This is a genomic window from Mesorhizobium sp. M7A.F.Ca.US.005.03.1.1 (assembly GCF_003997975.1).
Classification (GTDB): Bacteria; Pseudomonadota; Alphaproteobacteria; order Rhizobiales; family Rhizobiaceae; genus Mesorhizobium; species Mesorhizobium ciceri.
Genome location: NZ_RZRO01000034.1, coordinates 37,546 through 56,083 on the forward strand (window position 1 = coordinate 37,546; position 18,538 = coordinate 56,083).

At 64.3% G+C, this 18,538-nt stretch carries 18 protein-coding genes; 5 read left to right on the forward strand and 13 right to left on the reverse strand.

Annotation, left to right across the window (positions count from 1 at the left end; genetic code table 11):
* Nucleotides 1-7 precede the first annotated feature (7 nt).
* The 12 genes from EN990_RS16225 to EN990_RS16280 form a co-directional block, all read right to left on the reverse strand.
* Nucleotides 8-718 carry an ABC transporter ATP-binding protein gene (locus EN990_RS16225; RefSeq protein WP_127369551.1) on the reverse strand — a complete coding sequence of 237 codons (711 nt, stop codon included), beginning with the start codon at nt 716-718 and terminating at the stop codon, nt 8-10.
* Nucleotides 711-1,490 carry an ABC transporter ATP-binding protein gene (locus EN990_RS16230; RefSeq protein ID WP_013528529.1) on the reverse strand — a complete coding sequence of 260 codons (780 nt, stop codon included), beginning with the start codon at nt 1,488-1,490 and terminating at the stop codon, nt 711-713. The genes EN990_RS16225 and EN990_RS16230 overlap by 8 nt, the downstream gene beginning before the upstream one ends.
* A gap of 12 nt (nt 1,491-1,502) precedes the next feature.
* Nucleotides 1,503-2,711 (reverse strand): ABC transporter substrate-binding protein, encoded by a 1,209-nt coding sequence (locus tag EN990_RS16235; RefSeq protein ID WP_127369553.1) that lies wholly within the window; start codon nt 2,709-2,711, stop codon nt 1,503-1,505.
* A 206-nt stretch (nt 2,712-2,917) separates the two neighbouring features.
* Nucleotides 2,918-4,681, reverse strand: a complete 1,764-nt coding sequence (locus EN990_RS16240; RefSeq protein ID WP_127385257.1) for an ABC transporter ATP-binding protein — start codon at nt 4,679-4,681, stop codon at nt 2,918-2,920.
* Between the two features lie 46 nt (nt 4,682-4,727).
* Nucleotides 4,728-5,672: an acetamidase/formamidase family protein gene (locus EN990_RS16245; RefSeq protein WP_024502120.1), complete on the reverse strand. Its 945-nt coding sequence runs from the start codon at nt 5,670-5,672 to the stop codon at nt 4,728-4,730.
* Nucleotides 5,662-7,305, reverse strand: coding sequence for an ABC transporter substrate-binding protein (locus EN990_RS16250; protein WP_127369941.1), 1,644 nt, complete (start codon nt 7,303-7,305; stop codon nt 5,662-5,664). Before EN990_RS16250 ends, EN990_RS16245 begins: the two co-directional genes overlap by 11 nt.
* 33 nt (nt 7,306-7,338) lie before the next feature.
* Nucleotides 7,339-8,259, reverse strand: a complete 921-nt coding sequence (locus EN990_RS16255) for an ABC transporter permease (RefSeq protein ID WP_024502122.1) — start codon at nt 8,257-8,259, stop codon at nt 7,339-7,341.
* On the reverse strand, nt 8,256-9,122 hold the full coding sequence (locus EN990_RS16260) for an ABC transporter permease (protein ID WP_128278528.1): 867 nt from the start codon (nt 9,120-9,122) through the stop codon (nt 8,256-8,258). The genes EN990_RS16255 and EN990_RS16260 overlap by 4 nt, the downstream gene beginning before the upstream one ends.
* A gap of 19 nt (nt 9,123-9,141) precedes the next feature.
* Nucleotides 9,142-9,759, reverse strand: a complete 618-nt coding sequence (locus EN990_RS16265) for an ANTAR domain-containing protein (protein ID WP_013528536.1) — start codon at nt 9,757-9,759, stop codon at nt 9,142-9,144.
* The gene (locus tag EN990_RS16270; RefSeq protein WP_127368860.1) at nt 9,756-10,850 is read right to left on the reverse strand and encodes a transporter substrate-binding protein; all 1,095 of its coding nucleotides are present in this window, start codon (nt 10,848-10,850) and stop codon (nt 9,756-9,758) included. Before EN990_RS16270 ends, EN990_RS16265 begins: the two co-directional genes overlap by 4 nt.
* Nucleotides 10,851-11,027: 177 nt before the next feature.
* Nucleotides 11,028-11,516, reverse strand: a complete 489-nt coding sequence (locus EN990_RS16275) for a hypothetical protein (protein ID WP_127368861.1) — start codon at nt 11,514-11,516, stop codon at nt 11,028-11,030.
* Nucleotides 11,517-11,722: 206 nt separating this feature from the next.
* A complete protein-coding gene (locus tag EN990_RS16280; RefSeq protein ID WP_063170920.1) occupies nt 11,723-12,592 on the reverse strand; it encodes a helix-turn-helix domain-containing protein in 870 nt (289 codons plus the stop codon).
* 92 nt (nt 12,593-12,684) lie between these two features.
* Here EN990_RS16280 and EN990_RS16285 point away from each other — a divergent pair, with 92 nt between their 5' ends.
* Both EN990_RS16285 and EN990_RS16290 read left to right on the forward strand, forming a co-directional pair.
* Nucleotides 12,685-14,229, forward strand: coding sequence for a 4-hydroxyphenylacetate 3-hydroxylase N-terminal domain-containing protein (locus EN990_RS16285; RefSeq protein ID WP_127368862.1), 1,545 nt, complete (start codon nt 12,685-12,687; stop codon nt 14,227-14,229).
* A gap of 6 nt (nt 14,230-14,235) precedes the next feature.
* Complete coding sequence (locus EN990_RS16290; protein ID WP_013528541.1) at nt 14,236-14,745, forward strand: flavin reductase; 510 nt, start codon at nt 14,236-14,238, stop codon at nt 14,743-14,745.
* Nucleotides 14,746-14,774: 29 nt separating this feature from the next.
* Here EN990_RS16290 and hpaR read toward each other — a convergent pair whose 3' ends face one another.
* A complete protein-coding gene (hpaR, locus tag EN990_RS16295; protein ID WP_224620863.1) occupies nt 14,775-15,170 on the reverse strand; it encodes a homoprotocatechuate degradation operon regulator HpaR in 396 nt (131 codons plus the stop codon).
* Between the two features lie 215 nt (nt 15,171-15,385).
* Here hpaR and EN990_RS16300 point away from each other — a divergent pair, with 215 nt between their 5' ends.
* Genes EN990_RS16300 through hpaD form a run of 3 tightly spaced genes read left to right on the forward strand, consistent with a single transcriptional unit; the run spans nt 15,386 to nt 18,296 of the window.
* Entirely contained in the window at nt 15,386-15,772 is a 387-nt protein-coding gene (locus EN990_RS16300; protein WP_127368863.1) for a 5-carboxymethyl-2-hydroxymuconate Delta-isomerase, read from the forward strand.
* Between the two features lie 11 nt (nt 15,773-15,783).
* A complete protein-coding gene (gene hpaE / locus EN990_RS16305; protein WP_127368864.1) occupies nt 15,784-17,301 on the forward strand; it encodes a 5-carboxymethyl-2-hydroxymuconate semialdehyde dehydrogenase in 1,518 nt (505 codons plus the stop codon).
* A gap of 14 nt (nt 17,302-17,315) precedes the next feature.
* Nucleotides 17,316-18,296: a 3,4-dihydroxyphenylacetate 2,3-dioxygenase gene (hpaD, locus tag EN990_RS16310; RefSeq protein ID WP_063169700.1), complete on the forward strand. Its 981-nt coding sequence runs from the start codon at nt 17,316-17,318 to the stop codon at nt 18,294-18,296.
* The last annotated feature ends 242 nt before the right edge of the window (nt 18,297-18,538 follow it).

Here is an 18,538-nt window from a genome sequence, read left to right on the forward strand (position 1 = left end):
GGCGCCATCATACACCCAGGACTTCGTGGAGCTGCGCCATGCGGTCCGGCAGTTCGCCGACCGGAAACCCCGCCACCACCTTGCCGTGCTCCATCAGGTAGAAACGGTCGGCGACGCGACTGGCGAAGCGGAAGTTCTGCTCGACCAGCAGGATCGTCATGCCGCGCTTTTTCAACGTCGCCAGCAACGCGCCGATGCGCTGCACGATGACGGGAGCGAGCCCCTCCGTCGGTTCGTCGAGAAGCAGCATCTTCACGCCGGTTCGCAGCATGCGCGCGATCGCCAGCATCTGCTGTTCGCCGCCCGACAGCCTGGTGCCGGGACTGTTGCGCCGCTCCTTCAGATTGGGGAACAGATCGAATATCTCCTCGACGCTCATGCCGCCCTGCGCGACGACCGGCGGCAGAATCAGATTCTCGTCCACGGTCAGCGTTGCGAAGATGCCGCGCTCCTCCGGCACGAAGCCGATGCCTTGATGGGCGGTGCGGTGCAGCGGCAGCCGCATCAGGTCCTTGCCGTCGAAGGCGATCCGGCCGGTCCGCTTGCGGATCAACCCCATGATGGCGCGCAGCGTCGTCGTCTTGCCGACGCCATTGCGGCCGAGCAGCGTGACCGTCTCGCCGGCAAACACTTCCAGATCGACACCGTGCAGCGCATGGCCCTCGCCATACCAGGCGTTGAGGCCGGTGACGGCAAGCAGAGGTGCGGCACTAGTCATCGGCGGTGCCCATATAGGCGATCTTGACGCGCTCGTCGCGGCTAACGGTGGCGTAGTCGCCAGCGGCCAGCACCTCGCCGCGCTGCATGACCGTTATCCAGTCGCAAAGGTCGGCCACCACGGTCAGATTGTGCTCGACCATCAGCACGGCGCGATCCCTGGCAACCGAACGGATGAGGCTGGAAACCGTGGCCACGTCCTCATGCCCCATGCCGGCCATCGGCTCGTCCAGCAGCAGCACTTTCGGATCGAGCGCGAGCGTCGTGGCGATCTCCAGCACGCGTTTCCTGCCATAGGAAAGATCGCCGGCGAGCCTGTTCCTGGCGTCGTCGAGACCAACCGAGCGCAGCAATTCCTCGGCGCGCGGGGTCAGCCGGTCGAGCGCCGCGAGCGAGCGCCAGAATTGAACGGCAAGACCACCCGGCCGCTGCAGCGCGACGCGGACATTGTCGAGCACGCTGAGGTGCGGAAAAATCGCCGATATCTGGAACGAGCGCACCAGCCCCATCCGCGCAACCCTGGCCGGCGAGGTGCGGGTGATGTCGTGGCCAAGCAGCTCGATCCTGCCGCTGGTCGGCGCCAGGAACTTGGTGAGCAGGTTGAAGACGGTCGTCTTGCCGGCGCCGTTGGGTCCGATCAGGGCATGGATGTTGCCATGGCGGACATCGAGATCGACGTTTTTGACGGCGATGAAGCCGGCAAAGTCGCGTCGCAACCCGCGGGCGGAAAGCACAACCCGCGGCTCGTTCGCGTCCAGGTCAGTCGGCGCCATCGGCCGCGCCGATCACTGGCCGGCCGTCGGACAGCCGCTTTCCTTCTCGCTGAGGAAGGCCTCGTTGCCTGGAATGGTGGCGAGATATTTGTAGTAGTCCCAATCCTCGGTGCTCTCGGCTGGCGACTTGACCTGGTAGAGGTACATGTCGTGGACCATGTTGCCGTCCGCCTGCACCTTGCCGTTGGTTATCACCGCGTCGTCCACAGGCATCGAATGCAGCTGCTTGGCGACGGCTTCGGTCTCGTCCGTGCCGGCCTTGTCGATCGCCTTCAAATACTGTGTCACCGCCGAATAGGTCGCGGCCTGGATCATGTTCGGCATGCGGTTGGTGCGCTTGAAGAAGCGCTGCCCGAATTCGCGGCTCTTGTCGTCGCGATCCCAGTAATAGCCTTCGGTCAACACGACGCCCTGCGCCGCTTGAAGGCCAAGCCCATGCACCTCGGCCAGCGTGAACAGGAGTGCGGCAAGACGCTGACCGCCCTGCACGATGCCGAATTCGGCCGCCTGCTTGATGGAGTTGGAGGTATCGAGGCCGGCATTGGCCAGGCCGATGACCTTGGCGCCCGACGATTGCGCCTGCAGCAGGAAGGACGAATAATCGGTCGATCCCAGGGGATAACGCACCTCGCCCAGCACCTTGCCGCCATGGCTTTCGACGAACTTGGTGGTCTGATCCTTCAGCGAGTAGCCGAATGCATAGTCGACGGTGACGAAGAACCAGCTGTCGCCGCCCTGCTGCACGAGAGAGCCGCCGGTACCCACCGCCTGCGAGTGAGTGTCATAGGCCCAGTGGAAGCCGTAGGGCGAGCACTGTTTGCCGGTCAGCTCCGTGGTTGCCGCGCCGGTGACGATGTCGATCTTCTTCTTTTCCTTGGAAATCCCCTGGACGGCGAGCGCTACCGAAGAGGTCGTCAGTTCCATGATGGCATCGACTTGCTCGGTGTCGTACCACTGCCGGGCGATGTTGGAGGCGATATCCGGCTTGTTCTGGTGGTCGGCGCTGATGATTTCTATCGGCGCTCCCTGCACCTTGCCGCCGAAATCCTCGACGGCCATCTTGGCCGCCTCGACCGACCACTTGCCGCCGAAGTCGGCGTAGACGCCCGATTGGTCGTTGAGGATGCCGATCTTGACCTTGCCGTCGGAAATTTCGGCGGCCGAAGCGGGGATCGCGGATGCGGCGAGAAGTGCCGCGGAAACGAAAAGGCTTACCTTCATGGTTGACTTCCTCCCATAGCGATGAATCCGACCGACCCTCCTATGATCGATCATCGCAATGGTATTGAACATGAGGAAGATAGGGACAGAGGGCAAGAGGCCGTTAGGGATTTAGTGTTCGAAGCGATACGGTTTGGCGGCGGAACGCGAGCCTTGGGCGAGAGATAGAGACACAAACATGTGAACCGCCCGGCGGCAGTGCCGGCTCAGTCCTCGGCGGCGACGAGATGGCCGTTGCCGACATCCCTCAGCGCCAGTTTCAGCGGCGCCTCGCCGATCCTGCGGGTGGCGCTCGGGATTTCCTGGTCGAGGCGCGCGAAGCGGCTTCTGCGCCGCGCGGGATCGGGCACGGGCACGGCTTCGATCAGGCGCCTGGTGTAGGGATGGCGCGGGTTGGAAAAGACCTGGTCGCGGGTGCCCATCTCGACGATCTGGCCGAGATACATGACGGCGACGCGGTCGGAGATGTTCTCGACCACCGCCATGTCATGCGAGATGAAGAGATAGGCGACGCCGAATTCGCGCTGCAACTCCTTCAACAGATCGAGCACGCGCGCCTGCACCGAGACGTCGAGCGCCGAGACGCTTTCGTCGGCGATGATCAGCTTCGGCCGCAGTGCAAGCGCGCGGGCAATGCAGACGCGCTGGCGCTGGCCGCCGGAGAATTCATGCGGATAGAGTTCCATCTGATCGGGCGACAGGCCGACGCGCTCGAACAGCGCCGCGACACGCTCGCTGCGCTCTTCCTTCGAGGCGATGCCGTGGATCAGCAGCGGCTCGGCGACGAGGTCGCCGACACGCATGCGTGGGTCCAACGAGGCATAGGGGTCCTGGAAAATCATCTGCACGTCGCGGCGCACCGCCTTGCGCTCGTCGCGGCCGAGGCCGGACAGATTGCGGCCGCCAATGGCGATGTCGCCGCTGTAGGGCACCAGTCCGGCCAGCGCCTTGGCGGTGGTCGACTTGCCACAACCGGATTCGCCGACCAGCGCCAGCGTCTCGTTGGGCGCGATCGAGAAGCTGACGCCTTCGACGGCGTGGACGCGACGAGTGACCCGGCCGAAGAAGCCGCCATGCAGGTCGAAACGGACATGCAGGTCCTTGACGTCAGCGACATTGGCCGGCGTTGCCGTCTCGGCACTCCTGGATTCCTGGCGACCGATACCGCTGCCGATGCGCGGCACGGCGGCCAGCAGCTCGCGCGTGTAGCCGGCTTGCGGCCTGGCGAAAATGTCAGCGGTTTTTCCCTCTTCGACCATGCGGCCATGCCGCATGATGATGACGCGGTCGGCCATTTCGGCGACGACGCCCATGTCATGAGTGATGAGGATGACGCTGGTGCCATGCTGGCGCTGCAGATCGCGCAAAAGTTCCAGCACCTCGCCTTGCACGGTGACGTCGAGCGCCGTCGTCGGCTCGTCGGCGATCAGCACGTCCGGCTCGAGCGCCAGCGCCATGGCGATCATCACCCGCTGGCGCATGCCGCCGGACAGTTCGTGCGGAAACTGCTTTAGCCGGCTTTCGGCTTCCGAAATGCGCACCGCCTTCAGCGCCTCGATGGCACGCTGGCGAGCCTCGCTCTGCGACAGGGAGGTATGCGCCTCGATGGATTCGGTGAGCTGCCGGCCGATCGACAGCACCGGGTTGAGTGAGGTCATCGGCTCCTGGAAGATCATGGCGATGCGGTTGCCGCGAATGCGCCGCATCCGGCGCTCGTCCAGAATCGTCAGATCTGTATCGCCGAGATGGACCTTGCCGGATGAAATCCTGGCGGCAGGCTGCGGCAGAAGCTGCATGATGGCCAGAGCGGTCATCGACTTGCCGGAGCCGGATTCACCGGCAATGCACAGCGTCTCGCCACGAGACAACGTCAGCGACAGGTCGGAGACGACCTCGCGCTCGCCCTCCTCGCCGCGCACGCTGACGGAGAGGTTGGCGATGTCGAGTATGGGTTCGCTGGCGGCGATCATTGCGCGCGTGACCCGGAGAGGGATTTACTCCGGCACACCCCCCTCCTCATTCAAACACGCAGCGCGGAAAGTAGAACGACACCACCCAGTTCGGCATGTCGACGATCTCGCTGATGCGGAGATCGCCGCAGACCGAGGCCAGCATATAGGCCTCGACTGGGTCGATGTGATAACGACCGGCGAGCAGGTCGACCATCTGCGCAACCGCTTCCCTGGCGCCGGTCATCAGGTCCGGACCGATGCCGGTCGTCACCTCATAGCCCTTGGCGTCGAGATGGCGCGTCACCGGGCCTGGCGTGGTGAAGCGCGGCGTCTTCAGCCTGGCATCCTTGACCAGGTCGAGCTTGAGCACGACGTCCATCGGACTTTCGATCGCCGTGCCGCAGACCTCGCCGTCACCTTGCGCGGCATGGGTGTCGCCAACCGAAAACAGCGCGCCCGCCACTTCCACCGGCAGATAGAGCGTGGTGCCGGCGGCGAGATCGCGGATGTCGAGATTGCCGCCGACGCGCCTTGGCGGCACCACCGAGTGGTGGCCCTTTTCCGCCAGCGCGTTGCCTATGGTGCCGGCGAAGGGTTTCAACGGCACACGCGCATTCTTGCCGAACAGCGCCGGCTCGAGCGAGGCAGCGTCGTATTTCCAGATGTTCAGCGCCGGCTCCTTGAAGTCGTCGGCGAGCAGCCCAAAGCCCGGAATGTTGGCCGTCCAGCCGAAGCCGGACGGCTTGAACATCTCGATCGTCACCTTCAGCGCGTCACCCGGCTCGGCGCCCTCGACGAAGATCGGCCCGGTCACCGGATTGACGGTGGCGAAGTCGAGCTTGGCGACGTCGGCGACCGTGCTGCCGGCCTGCAACTGGCCGCCGGAGGAATCGAGGCACTGGAACTCGATCGTCGAGCCGGGCGCCACCCGCTCGGCCGGGGCAAACGAATTGTCCCAGCCGAAATGATGTTGGCGCCCATGGATGGTGTAGTCGCAGTTATTGCACATCTTTTACGTACACATTGTCGTAGTTGATCGGGATATGAACCGGGTCGACATAGAGGTTGTCGGCGCCGCCCATGCGCGCCGATTTCATGGTGAAGCGCTGCTCGTTGAAGACCGGCGCCCAGGGCGCGTCTTCCATCACCTTGTCGTAGATGGCGCTCCACATCTTGTCGCGTTCGCCTGATTTAGCCGGGTCGACCACCGAGTCGGCCTCGGCCGCCTTGGCGTCGAGATCCTTGTTGCAATACCACGACCAGTTCCAGCCGCCGGGCACCGCACCGGCGCAGCCGAGGATCGGGCCGTAGAAGTTCGACGGATCCGGGAAGTCGGCGATCCAGGCCATGCCGCCGGACCAGATCATCGGTGCGCCGGCCTTGTCGCCGCCGGCGGCAATCACGTTTGCCTGCGCCAGCGACTGGATGCTGGCCTTGATGCCGATCGCCGCCAGATCCTGCTGGATCGCCTGGGCGATGCGCGGGTTGGGATCGGTGTTCATGGCAAACAGCTGTGTCTCGAAGCCGTCGGGGTGGCCAGCCTCTGCGAGCAGCGCCTTGGCCTTGGCGACGTCATAGGGATAGCCCTTGTATTCCTTGTCGTAGCCCGGCATCGACGGCGGCAGCGGCTGGTTGGCCGGCACGGCGCGGCCGTTGATGATCTGGATGACGCGCGCCTTGTTGATCGCCATGTTGACTGCCTGGCGCACCTTAACATTGTCGAACGGCGCCATGGTGGTGTTCATGGTGACATAGCCGGTGTGCAGCTGGCCGCCTTCGACGACGCGTGCCTTCTGCTCGGGATCGGCCATCACCTCCTGGAATTTTGCTGGCGGAATGCCGTCGCCGGGGACGTCGATCTCGCCCTTCTGCAGGCGCAGCAGCGCCACGATCGGCTCCTGGCCGATCTCGAAGGTGATCTTGTCCAGATGCGGCAGGCCCTTGTGCCAGTAGTCCGCATTGCGCTCGAAGACGATGCGCTGGCCGAGCGTCCACTCGGCGAGCTTGAAGGCGCCGGTGCCGACCGGATGCTTGCCGAAATCGGCGCCGTATTTCTCGACCTCTTCCTTCGGCACGACATGGGCGAAGTTGATGGCCATCACATGCAGGAAGGTGGCGTCGGGGCGGGTCAGTTCGAACTTGACCGTGTAAGGGTCGACGACAGTGACGCCGGAGAGGCTCTCGGCCTTGCCGGCGGCGACATCGTCATAGCCCTTGATCGAGCCGAAGAAGCCGGCGCCGGGGCTCTGCGTCTTCGGATTGGTGACGCGGTCGAGCGAATATTTCACGTCGTCGGCCGTCATCTCGCGGCCATTGTGGAATTTCACGCCATGGCGCAGCTTGAAGGTGAAGGTCTTGCCGTCGGGCGAAATCTCGTAGCTTTCGGCGAGGTCGGGTTTCAAATTGGTGGTGCCCGGCTCGTAGTCCATCAACCCGTCGAACAGGCTCTTGATCATCGACCAGTTCTGCCAGTCATAGCCGATCGCCGGATCGAGCGTGGCGACGTCGTCCTTGTAGGTGATGGTGATGGCGCCGCCCTGCTTGGCGTTCGGATCGACGGCGTCCTCGGCGCGAACGCTCGTCACGCCGAGCATCAGCGCCAGCGCCGATGCCGCTACCGTGGATGCGAGAAACTTTTTCATTTTTATGTTCCCTTTCTCTGTCTGGTTTTCATTTCATCTGAGCTTGATGCGGGGGTCGATGAAGGGCGCGATGATGTCGGCCAGCAGATTGCCCAGCACGATGGCGAAGGCCGACACCAGCGTCACACCCATGATGATCGGGATGTCGACGCGCTGGATGGCCTGCCAGGCGAGCTGGCCGATGCCGGGCCAGCCGAATACGCTTTCGACGACGACGATGCCGCCCATGAAGATGCCTATGTCGATGCCGATCATGGCGATCACCGGCAGGATGGCGTTGGGCAGCGCATGGCGGAACAGGATAGCTCGCCGCGCCAGGCCTTTGGCGCGGGCGGTGCGCACGTAATCCTGGCGCAGCACGTCGATCATCGACGAGCGCATCATGCGCGCGTACCAGCCGGCGCCGAGGATTCCCATGGTCAGTGACGGCAGCACCAGATGACGCCAGGTGCCGTAGCCGCCGATCGGGAACCAGCTGAGCCGCACGGCAAAGACGTAGAGCAGCAGCAGACCGACGACGAATTGCGGCGCCGAGACGCCGACGAAGGAGGCGACCATCAGCGTCTGGTCAGTGGCGGTGCCGCGCTTGACGGCGGCGATCAGGCCCATGCTCAGGCCGAGCAACAGCTCGCACAGGATGGCGCCGACCATCAGCAACAGGCTGGCCGGCAGCCGCGAAACGATCAGCTCGGTGACTTCGGAGCGCTGGATGTAGGAGCGGCCGAGATCGCCGCTGACGAGCTTCGTGAGATAGCGCCAGTACTGGACGACGAACGGCTGGTCGAGGCCGAGCTGCTGGCGGATGTTCTCGACCGTCTGCGGCGTGGCGCTGCGGCCGGCGATCTGGCGCACCGGATCGGCCGGCAGGAGATAGAGCAGCGCGAAGGTGATCAGCGAGACGCCGAGCAGGATCAGCAGCGACTGGATGAGGCGGCGGCCGAGATAGGCGATCATGCCCGGCCCCTCTGCGTCGGATCGAGAATGTCGCGCAGCGCATCGCCGATCAGGTTGAAAGCCAGCGCCAGCGCCAGGATCGCGGCACCGGGGAAGAACACCAGCCAGGGTGCGGCCTGGAAATAGGTCTGGTTCTCGAAGATGATGTTGCCCCAGGACGCCGTGGGCGGCTGGACGCCGATGCCGAGGAAAGAGAGCGTCGCCTCGAGCAGCACGGTGGTCGAGATGCCGAGCGTGCCCCAGACGATGATGGTCGGTAAGAGATGCGGCAGGATGTGGCGAAACAGGATGCGCGGCGCGCTCGCGCCGATGGTGCGTTCGGCATCGATGAACTCACGCTCCGCCAGCGATGAGGTCTCGGTGTAGATGACGCGGGCGGTCTGCACCCAGTTGACCAAAGCGATGACCATGGCGACGATCCACAGGCTGGGCTCGAACACCGCGGCCAGGCAAATGGCGAGCAGCAGTGCCGGAAACGCCATCATCAAATCGGTGAAACGCATCAGCGCGCTGCCGATCCAGCCACGGAAATAGCCGGCGACAACACCGACCAGCGTGCCAATGAACAGCGCCACGCCATTGGCGACGATGCCGATGATCAGCGAGGTGCGGGCGCCGTAGAGGATGCGGGTCAGGAGGTCGCGGCCGAGCAAGTCGGTGCCCAGCCAGAATTTTGCATCCGGCGGCAAGGGCGAGCCCTCGATGGTCAGGCCGTCGAACATCTGCTCGTTGGGATCATAGCCAGTCAGCCATGGCGCCAGCACGGCGCCGGCAACGACGATGGCGACGATGACCAGCCCGAGCAGAGCCAGACGGCGCCTGACCAGCCGGCGCCAGACGCCGGCGCGCGGCTTGACCGGCATGCGCCCTGGCGCGGTGAGATCAGGCACGATGGGACTGGTCATCGCCGCCTTCTTCCCCTGTTGCTTCTTCGCTTGTCATGGCCACGATCCGCCGCGCGGCATCCTCGACGCTGATCTGCCAGCTCATCGCCAGCGAGCGCAGCTGCGCATAGGCGCGGCCGTCATCGGCGCCTTTCGCCAGTGCCGTCACCGCGCGCACGATGGTCTGGCGCTCGGCAACGCGCTGGCGAAGCGAGGCGATCTCGCTGGCCAGGTGTTTTCGCGCCTCGAAACTCTGGCGCGCGATCAGCAGCGCGCTGTAGACGCCGGCATTGCCGACCGGCTTCAGCAGCTGCGCATCGGCCTTATGCGACAGCGCCCATTCGATGCGGCCCGGCGCCTCGGAACCGATCAGCGCCACCAGCGGCATCGGTGCCTCGCCCGGCTTCCACGGAAACTGCTCGTCAAAGCCGAGATCGGCGTCGAAGAAGACGAAATCGGCGGCCAGCGCCTCGGGCGGCAGTTCCGGCCAGCAATCCAGCGTGATCAGCCCGATGGCCGACAATTGCCTGGTGATCGCCTGCACCGTCGGATGCGGGCGATGCAGGATAAACGCCCTGGCGCCGCCGAGATTGGGGATGCGTGGGGCTCTGGTCACGACACCACCCTCAGGCGCGGGCGGCCGAATGTTTTTGCCGGGTCGTAGCGCGACAGATACGGATCCGGCGCGACTTCGTCTTCGCGGCTGACGACCTCGAAGAAGCCGTCCGCGATGCGCCCGATGATCACCGGCAGTGTCGCATGCTGCGAGTGGGCGTCGATGGCGATCGGACCGAGCCGGGTGGAGAAGCGGCGTTCGGCGAAGGCTTTGGAGAATTCCGCCGGACCGGCGTCGGGATTGCTGGAAAGCACGTCGGCCATCACCTGCACCGAGGCATAGGCGGAGGCCTCGAAGGATGAGGCAAAGGCAGCCGGGCGCGGCGCGAAATACGGCCCGACCGACAGATGTCCCTTGCCGGATTCACCGATCGCCGGCAGCTCACCTTCGGTCAGGTTGCAGGAGATGACGGGACAGGTCTCGGGACTGAAGGCGGCATCCTCGTGACCTAGGTCGCGATAGGCCGCGAGGAAGGCGTAGGACGAGGTGCCGATCAAATTGTTGAGGATGAAGTTCGGCCGCGTGGCGCGGATCTCCGCGATCAGCCGCGACACGTCGGTCTCGCCGATGCGCAGGTAGCGTTCGCCCAGCACCTTGCCGCCGGCATCCGCGATCAGGTCGCGCGCGACGCGATTCATCTCCCAGCCCCAGATGTAGTTCGAGCCGAGCAGGAAGCCGTTGGCGCCGAAACGCGGCACGACATGCGCCATCAGCGGCACCAGATGCTGGTTGGGGCAGGCGTGCATGTAGACGACATGCTCATTGGCTTCGAAGCCCTCATAGGGGCAGGCGTACCAGAGCATGCCGCCGGCTTTCTCCAAGACCGGAATGGTTTCCTTGCGGCTCCAGGAGGTGACGCAGCCGATGACATGGCGTGCGCTGCTGGTCTTGAAGATATCTTCGCAAAGCGTTGCGTAGCGGTCCGCATTGCTTTGCGGATCGCGCTCCACCGGCACCAGTTCGATGGCTGAGCTGCGATCGGCGTTGATGTCGGCTATGGCGCGCATGGCGCCGATGCGGCACGCATCGGATACGAGCTGATAGCTCCCCGAGCGGGAATACAGGATGCCGATCTCGATGCGCCGTTTCAAACAGGACCCCAAAATGACAATGCCCCGCAGCCTGCGCCGGAAGGGCGAGGCATACGAGGCATTTTTGCCGCCCGGCGATCAGAGCCGGTATTTTGCGCTAGCGTATTCGGTCCGGCGGGTCAGTCAAGCCCTCAACGACATTTGCATGACCTGCCATCGCCGTTTCGCTGCCGCCGGCTATTTGGCCGCCGGCCTCTGGCCGTGTTGGCGGGCATAGGTCACACAGGCGTCCACCGTGCTGACACAAAGCGCGTCGCGCCTGTTCGGCAAATTGTTGTCGCCGGCATAGGCAACTTCGGCGACACGGCCATCGACCATGCGAATTTGCGTATCGCAATAGCCGCCGGGAGCGACATTGACGGAGCCGCCGACCGCCGGGATCGCGCCGACCGCCAACGTCGGAACCACAATGCTGAGATTGCCGCGCTGGACGATGCGCTTGTAGGTCCAGATCTGGCCCGATTGGCCGGCGTCGGCGGTGGCGGTCGGAAACCCGGCGCACATTCGAACATCGGCTTCGCTGAGGCCGACCATCTCCTTGCGGGCAGCCGCCGCCGTTGGATCAACCTTGGCGATACGCGACGTATCGTCGGGAACGACGCAGGAAGACTGGATGCCGACACAGAGAGCAGCGAGGCCAAGCTTTCGAATGCAGGAAAATGTCATGCCGACTGTCAGATTTGCCCGATTGTCAGATTTTGCGTGGCGCCCGCCGCTCCTTTCTACCTAGGCAGACAGGCGAGCGGATCAACCCGTTCAGCTTCACGAAAAAGTGGCTGTGGCTGCATCATGGCCGGTCGGGAAGCCAACGCCCTGGCGGAAGCGGGCTCGCGCCGGAACGGCGCGCCAAGGGCCGCATCCATGGTCACCCATCAATGACCCTGCAACTGTTTCCGCCGCCAGGACGCGGGCGCTTCGCCGACCCGCGCGCGAAAGAATCGTGAAAAATACGCCGGGTCGTCGAAGCCGATCTCGTAGGCGATGTCCTCGACCGAGCGTACGGTGAACAACAGCAGCCGCTTGGCCTCCAGCAGCCGTCGCTCACTGACGACGCGTTTGACGCCGCTGCCCAGCACCGCGCGGCTGGCCTTGTCGAGAAGATGCGGCGTCGTGGCCAGCGCCTCGACGTAGCGATCAACAGGCCAGTTGTCGCGGAAATGCGCATCGGCGAGCCGGCGCAGCCCCAACGCCAGTGAGGCATCCGAAGACGCCGTGGCACCCTTTGTCTCGGGACTGAGGCGCGCGATGTGGGAGAGCGCGACGGCGATCAGCGCCTGCAGGACCCTGTCATTGCCGGCTTGCGCCTCGGCGTATTCGGCGGCGATCATCTCCAGCACCGCCGCCAATCTGGCCCACGCTGCGTGCTGCGGCAGGCCGTCGGCAAAGACCGGCCGGTCCAGCGGCAGCAGGCTGTGAGCCGCGATGGCCGCAAGCGCGCCGTCGGCGACCGAGACGACGATGGCGTCGGTGCCGGGGCCGATCGAGAAGCCGTGCACGATAGTGCTCGGCACGAAACTCACGGCAGGCGCCGAAAAGTCCCAGGATCGGTCTTCGATACGGTAGGTACCGGAGCCGCTGGTCCAGAAGGTGATCTGACCCATCTGCGGGTGCTTGTGCGCGGCGACCTCACCAAGATGGATATTGCTGCGCGCAAGCACCGTCTCGACATGCAGAAAACCGACATCGAGCGGCCGCACCGGCTCGCCATAGACGAAGAAGTCGGGGATGGATCTCTGGCTCATGACGCCGGAAAAAGTCCAATCGGTTTTGCCGTTCCGTCCATAACCGATCGATGCCCAGGGCGCTAGGGTTACGGCTTAAGAGGAGGACCATCATGCGATCAGAAGACTTCCGCACCGATAAGGCACGCCCATTCACCGGGGCCGAGTATCTGGAGAGCCTGCGCGATGGCCGCGAGGTCTATATCAACGGCGAACGCATTGCCGACGTCACCACGCATCCGGCGATGCGCAATTCGGCGCGGTCGCTGGCGCGCCTCTACGACGCCCTGCATGATCCAAGGCGGCGGGACGCGCTGACCTCGCCGACCGACACCGGCTCGGGCGGCTACACCCACAAATATTTCCGCGTTGCCAAGTCTTCCGCCGAGCTTGTTGCCCAGCAGGCGGCGATCGCGGAGTGGTCGCGCATGTCCTATGGCTGGATGGGCCGCACGCCCGACTACAAGGCGGCGCTGATGAACACGCTCGGCGCCAATGCCGACTGGTACGGGCCGTTCAAGGACAATGCCCTGTCCTGGCACAAACGCGCGCAGGAAGCCGCGTTGTTCATGAACCACGCCATCGTCAACCCGCCGATCGACCGCCACAAGCCGGCCGAACAGGTGAAGGACGTCTTCGTCCACATCACCAGGGAGACGGACGCCGGCATCTACGTGTCCGGCGCCAAGGTGGTGGCGACGTCCTCGGCGCTGACGCACTACAATTTCCTGGCGCAAGGGTCGGCGACGGTGACCGAGGATCCGTCGCTGTCGGTGATGTTCATCGTGCCGATGAATGCGCCGGGGATAAAGATGTTCTGCCGCGTCTCCTACGAGCAGACGGCCAACACGGTGGCGGCACCCTTCGACTATCCGCTGTCGTCGCGCTTCGACGAGAACGACGCGATCCTGGTGCTCGACAATGTCTTCATCCCCTGGGAGGACGTTCTGGTGCTGCGCGATGCGCAAAAAATCCTGTCCTTTCATCCGGCCTCCGGCTTCATGCACGGCTACTGCTTCCAGGGCTGCACGCGCTTCGCCGTCAAGCTCGACTTCCTCGCCGGCCTGCTGGCCAAGGCGCTGCGCGCCACCGGCGGCGATGCTTTCCGCGGCAACCAGGCGGCACTGGGCGAGGTCATTGCGCTCAGGCACATGTTCTGGAGCTTTTCCAACGCCATGGCCTACAACCCGATCCCGTGGGCGAATGGCGCGGTGCTGCCCAATCTGGAAGCCGCGCTTGCCTACCGCACCTTCATGTCGGAAGCCTATCCGCGCGTCATCGACACCGTGCGCCGGGTGATCGCCTCGGGGCTGATCTACCTACCGTCGTCGGTGCGCGACTTCAACAACCCCGAGATCGACAAATATCTGGCGCAATATGTGCGCGGCTCCAACGATATGGGCCACATCGAACGCATCAAGATCATGAAGCTGTTGTGGGATGCGACCGGCACCGAGTTCGGCGGCCGCCACGCGCTCTATGAGCTCAACTATGCCGGTGCGCCGGAAGAGGTACGGCTGCAGGTGCTGAAAGGCGCCGAGCGCGGCGGGCGGCTGAAGGCGATGGAAGAGCTGGTCGACACCTGCATGGCCGATTATGACGAGAATGGCTGGACCGGCGATACCTGGTTCAATCCGCTTGTCTCAACGGCCGAGTGAAATCACATGGCCACGCAGATTTCGAAAGCCGATTTCCGCGACGCCATGGCGAGGGTCTGCGCGCCGGTCAACATCGTCACCACAGACGGGCCGGCAGGACGCGGCGGCTTCACCGCCACCGCCATGTGCAGCGTCTCCGACGAGCCGCCGACGCTGCTCGTGTGCATGAACGGGCGCTCGACGCAGGCCGCCATGTTCCTGTCCAACCGGCGCTTCTGCGTCAACGTGCTGACGCATGACCACATGCATCTGGCGGGAAAGTTCGCCGGCGCGACCAGGGACATGGAGGCGCGCTACGCCTCGGCGCGTTGGCAGACGCTGACCTCCGGCACGCCGGCGCTGTCGGATGCGATCGTCAACTTCGATTGCGAGATCGAGACTGTGCATGTCGTCGGCACGCACAATGTCATGATCGGCCGCGTCATCGATGTCCGGCACGGCAGCGGCGGCTCGGCCCTGCTCTATGTCGACCGGAATTATACGCAGCCGACACGGTTGGGCAGCTTTGGCGGGTGAGCCTGGACGAAACGGCCAGGACCGACCGCTCAGCTCTCGCCGTCGATCAAGCTCTCCAAGAGGTCAAGGAGCTGCTCCAGCTTCTCATGCCCAAAACGCTGTTCGATGTCGTCATAGATGACGCGACGCTCGGGCGACAGGGCGTCGATCAGGGCGGAGCCGGCAGGCGCAATGGTCAGCACGACGCGGCGGCCGTCGCCTTCGGCCTTGTTGCGGGTGATGAATTTGCGTCCCTCGAGCGCCTTGATGATGCGCGTCAGGCTGGGCGGCAAAACCGAGGCGCGATCGGCAAGTTCCGTCGCCTCGACCGGGCCGGCTTCGCTGAGCACACGCAGCACGCGCCATTGCTGTTCGGTCACGTCATGCGCCGCAAGCATCGGCCGAAACCGCGCCATCACCGCTTCGCGGGCATGAAGCAGCGCCATCGGCAGGGAACGACGGGTATTTTCAGGCAGCAAAAAAGAGCCTCCCACGCTTGCGATCGAAACAGGCCTTCCCTCGGCCGAATCCGCCAGCCGGGGCCCGTTCCTGCCATCCCGTATCGTTGCGCCAAGGCCGATGCAAGACTTGACTTCGCGGATGCCGCATGTAATTAACGCGTTAACTACAACAAAGCAATAACCCAGGGAAACGAAGCGCCGTGCCTCACTTCTCCATCGAGTATTCGGCCAATCTCGATGCCAAGGTCGATATGGACGAATTGTGCGCGCTGGTGTTGCGCACAGTGCTGGATACCGGGCTGTTCGAGACCGGCGCCGTGCGGGTGCGGGCCTTTCGCGCCGAGGCCTACGCGATGGCCGACAGCCTGCCGGAAAACGCTTTTCTCGACATGTCGTTTCGCATCGGCACCGGCCGCAGCCCGGACGAGAAGAAGCGGACCGGCGAGGCTGTCTTCGCGGCGGTGAGCGAATACCTTGCCGCCCTGTTCGAGACCCCGCATTTCGCCCTGTCGCTCGAAATCCGGGAAATCGACCCGGTGCTCAGCTGGAAGAAAAACGCAATCCACCCGCGGCTGCGCGGCAAGTGACGGAACCCGACATGTCCGACCTGCAAGGCAATCTGAAAAAGGCCGAGGCCTATCTGGCCCGCTTCAAGCGCGATGGCGTTTTGAACCAGATCGGCGGCGAGGCGGTGCCGGCCCTCGATGGCGCGACGTTCGAAACGCTGTCGCCGGTCGACCTCAAGCCGCTGGCAAGCGTCGCGCGCGGCGGCGCCGCCGACATCGACCGCGCCGCCAAGGCGGCGAAGGCGGCGTTCCCAGCCTGGGCGGCCATGCCTGGCGAGGCACGCAAGAAGCTGCTGCACAAAATCGCCGACGCAATCGAAGCGCGCGCCGAGGAGATCGCTTTTGTCGAATGCATGGATACCGGCCAGGCGCTGAAGTTCATGGCCAAGGCAGCGCTGCGCGGTGCCGAGAATTTCCGTTTCTTCGCCGACCGCGCGCCCGAAGCGCGCGACGGCGAGACACTGCGTACGACAGGCCAGGTCAATATGACGACGCGCGTTCCGATCGGCCCGGTCGGCATCATCACGCCGTGGAACACACCGTTCATGCTGTCGACGTGGAAGATTGCGCCAGCGCTGGCGGCCGGATGCACCGTGGTTCATAAGCCGGCTGAATTCTCGCCGCTGACCGCCCGCCTGCTGGTCGAGATCGCCGAGGAGGCCGGCCTGCCGAAAGGCGTATGGAACCTGGTCAACGGCCTTGGTGAAGACGCCGGCAAGGCGCTGACCGAGCATCCCGACATCAGGGCGATCGGTTTTGTCGGCGAAAGCCGCACCGGTTCGATGATCATGAAGCAAGGCGCCGGCACGCTGAAGCGCGTGCATTTCGAGCTTGGCGGCAAGAACCCTGTGATCGTCTTTGCCGACGCCGATCTCGAGCGCGCCGCCGACGCCGCCGTATTCATGATCTATTCGCTGAATGGCGAGCGCTGCACCTCGTCGTCGCGGCTTCTGGTCGAAGCCTCGATCTATGAAAGCTTCACCGCCAAAGTCGCGGAGAGGGCGAAGCGCATCGTCGTCGGCCACCCGCTCGATCCGAAAACGGTGGTCGGGCCGCTGATCCATCCGGTGCATGAAAAGAAGGTGCTGTCCTATATCGACATCGGCAGGTCGGAGGGGGCGACGCTGGCCGTCGGCGGCGGCAAGGTCGATGGACCGGGAGGCGGCTGTTATGTCGGCCCGACCCTGTTCACCAACGTGACCAACGGCATGCGCATCGCGCAGGAGGAGATTTTCGGGCCGGTGCTGAGCGCCATTGCGTTCAACGACGAGGCGGAAGCGCTGGCGCTGGCCAACGACACGCAATACGGCCTGACCGGCTATCTCTGGACCTCTGACGTCACCCGCGCCTTCCGTTTCACCGATGCGCTGGAGGCCGGCATGATCTGGGTTAACTCCGAGAACGTGCGGCATTTGCCGACCCCCTTCGGCGGCGTCAAGAATTCCGGCATCGGCCGCGACGGCGGCGACCATTCCTTCGACTTCTACATGGAGACGAAGAACGTCGCCTTCGCGACGACGGCGCACGCGATCCAGAAACTCGGCGGCTGACCGGAGGAAATCGGATGCCCTTGCCCAAACCCAATCTCTACCCCGCCTTCAACATCGTGCGCCTCAGCCATGTCGAGTTGGCTGTCACCGACCTCGCCAAATCCCGCGCCTTCTATGTCGACACGCTCGGCCTGCAGGTTACCGACGAGACATCAGGCGCCATCTACCTGCGCGCCATGGAGGAACGTGGCCATCACTGCATCGTGCTGCGCAAGGCGACGACGCCGGAAGCGCGCGACCTCGGCTTCAAGGTCTTTTCGGACGAGGACCTCGACAAGGCCGAGTATTTCTTCAAGGGCAAGGGCCTGCCGGTGGAATGGGTCGAGCGGCCCTACCAGTCGCGCACTTTTCGGACGCGCGACCCGCACGGGATTCCGCTGGAGTTCTATGCCCAGATGGAAAGGCTGCCGCCGATCCATCAGAAATATGCGCTCTACAAGGGCGTCAAGCCGCTGCGCATCGACCACTTCAACTGCTTCTCGCCCAATGTCGACGAGTCCGTCGCCTTCTACAACGAGCTCGGTTTTCGCGTCACCGAATACACCGAGGATGCCGCAACCGGGAAGCTTTGGGCAGCTTGGACGCACCGCAAGGGCGGCGTCCACGACATCGCGTTCACCAACGGCATCGGCCCGCGCCTGCATCATGTCGCCTTCTGGGTGCCGACGCCGCTCAACATCATCGACCTGCTCGACCTGATGGCGACCACGGGCTATTTGCCGAACATCGAACGCGGCCCCGGCCGGCACGGCATTTCCAACGCCTTCTTCCTTTATGTCCGCGACCCGGACAACCACCGCATCGAGATCTACTGCTCGGACTACCAGACGGTCGATCCCGACCTCGAGCCGATCAAGTGGGACCTCAAGGACCCGCAGCGCCAGACGCTGTGGGGCGCACCGGCGCCGAAAAGCTGGTTCGAGGAGGGCAGTGCGTTTGCCGGGGCGGAGGCGCGCCAGCCGGATTTGGCGGCTTCGCCGATCATTGCGCCGTGAGTGGATTCTAATCGATGTCAGCGTTCCTTCGCGCCCCCCTCTGTCTTGCCGGACATCTCCCCCTCAAGGGGGGAGATTGGCTAGGCCCATGGTCAGCGCCTCTCTTGCAGCGTTGGAAATTGGCGAAGGCAGAGATGACATCCGATCTCCCCCCAGGAGGGGGAGATGTCCGGCAGGACAGAGGGGGGCGCCGTAGAGCTCCAACCTCGCCCACCACCATCGCCGGAGCCGCAGCATGAACC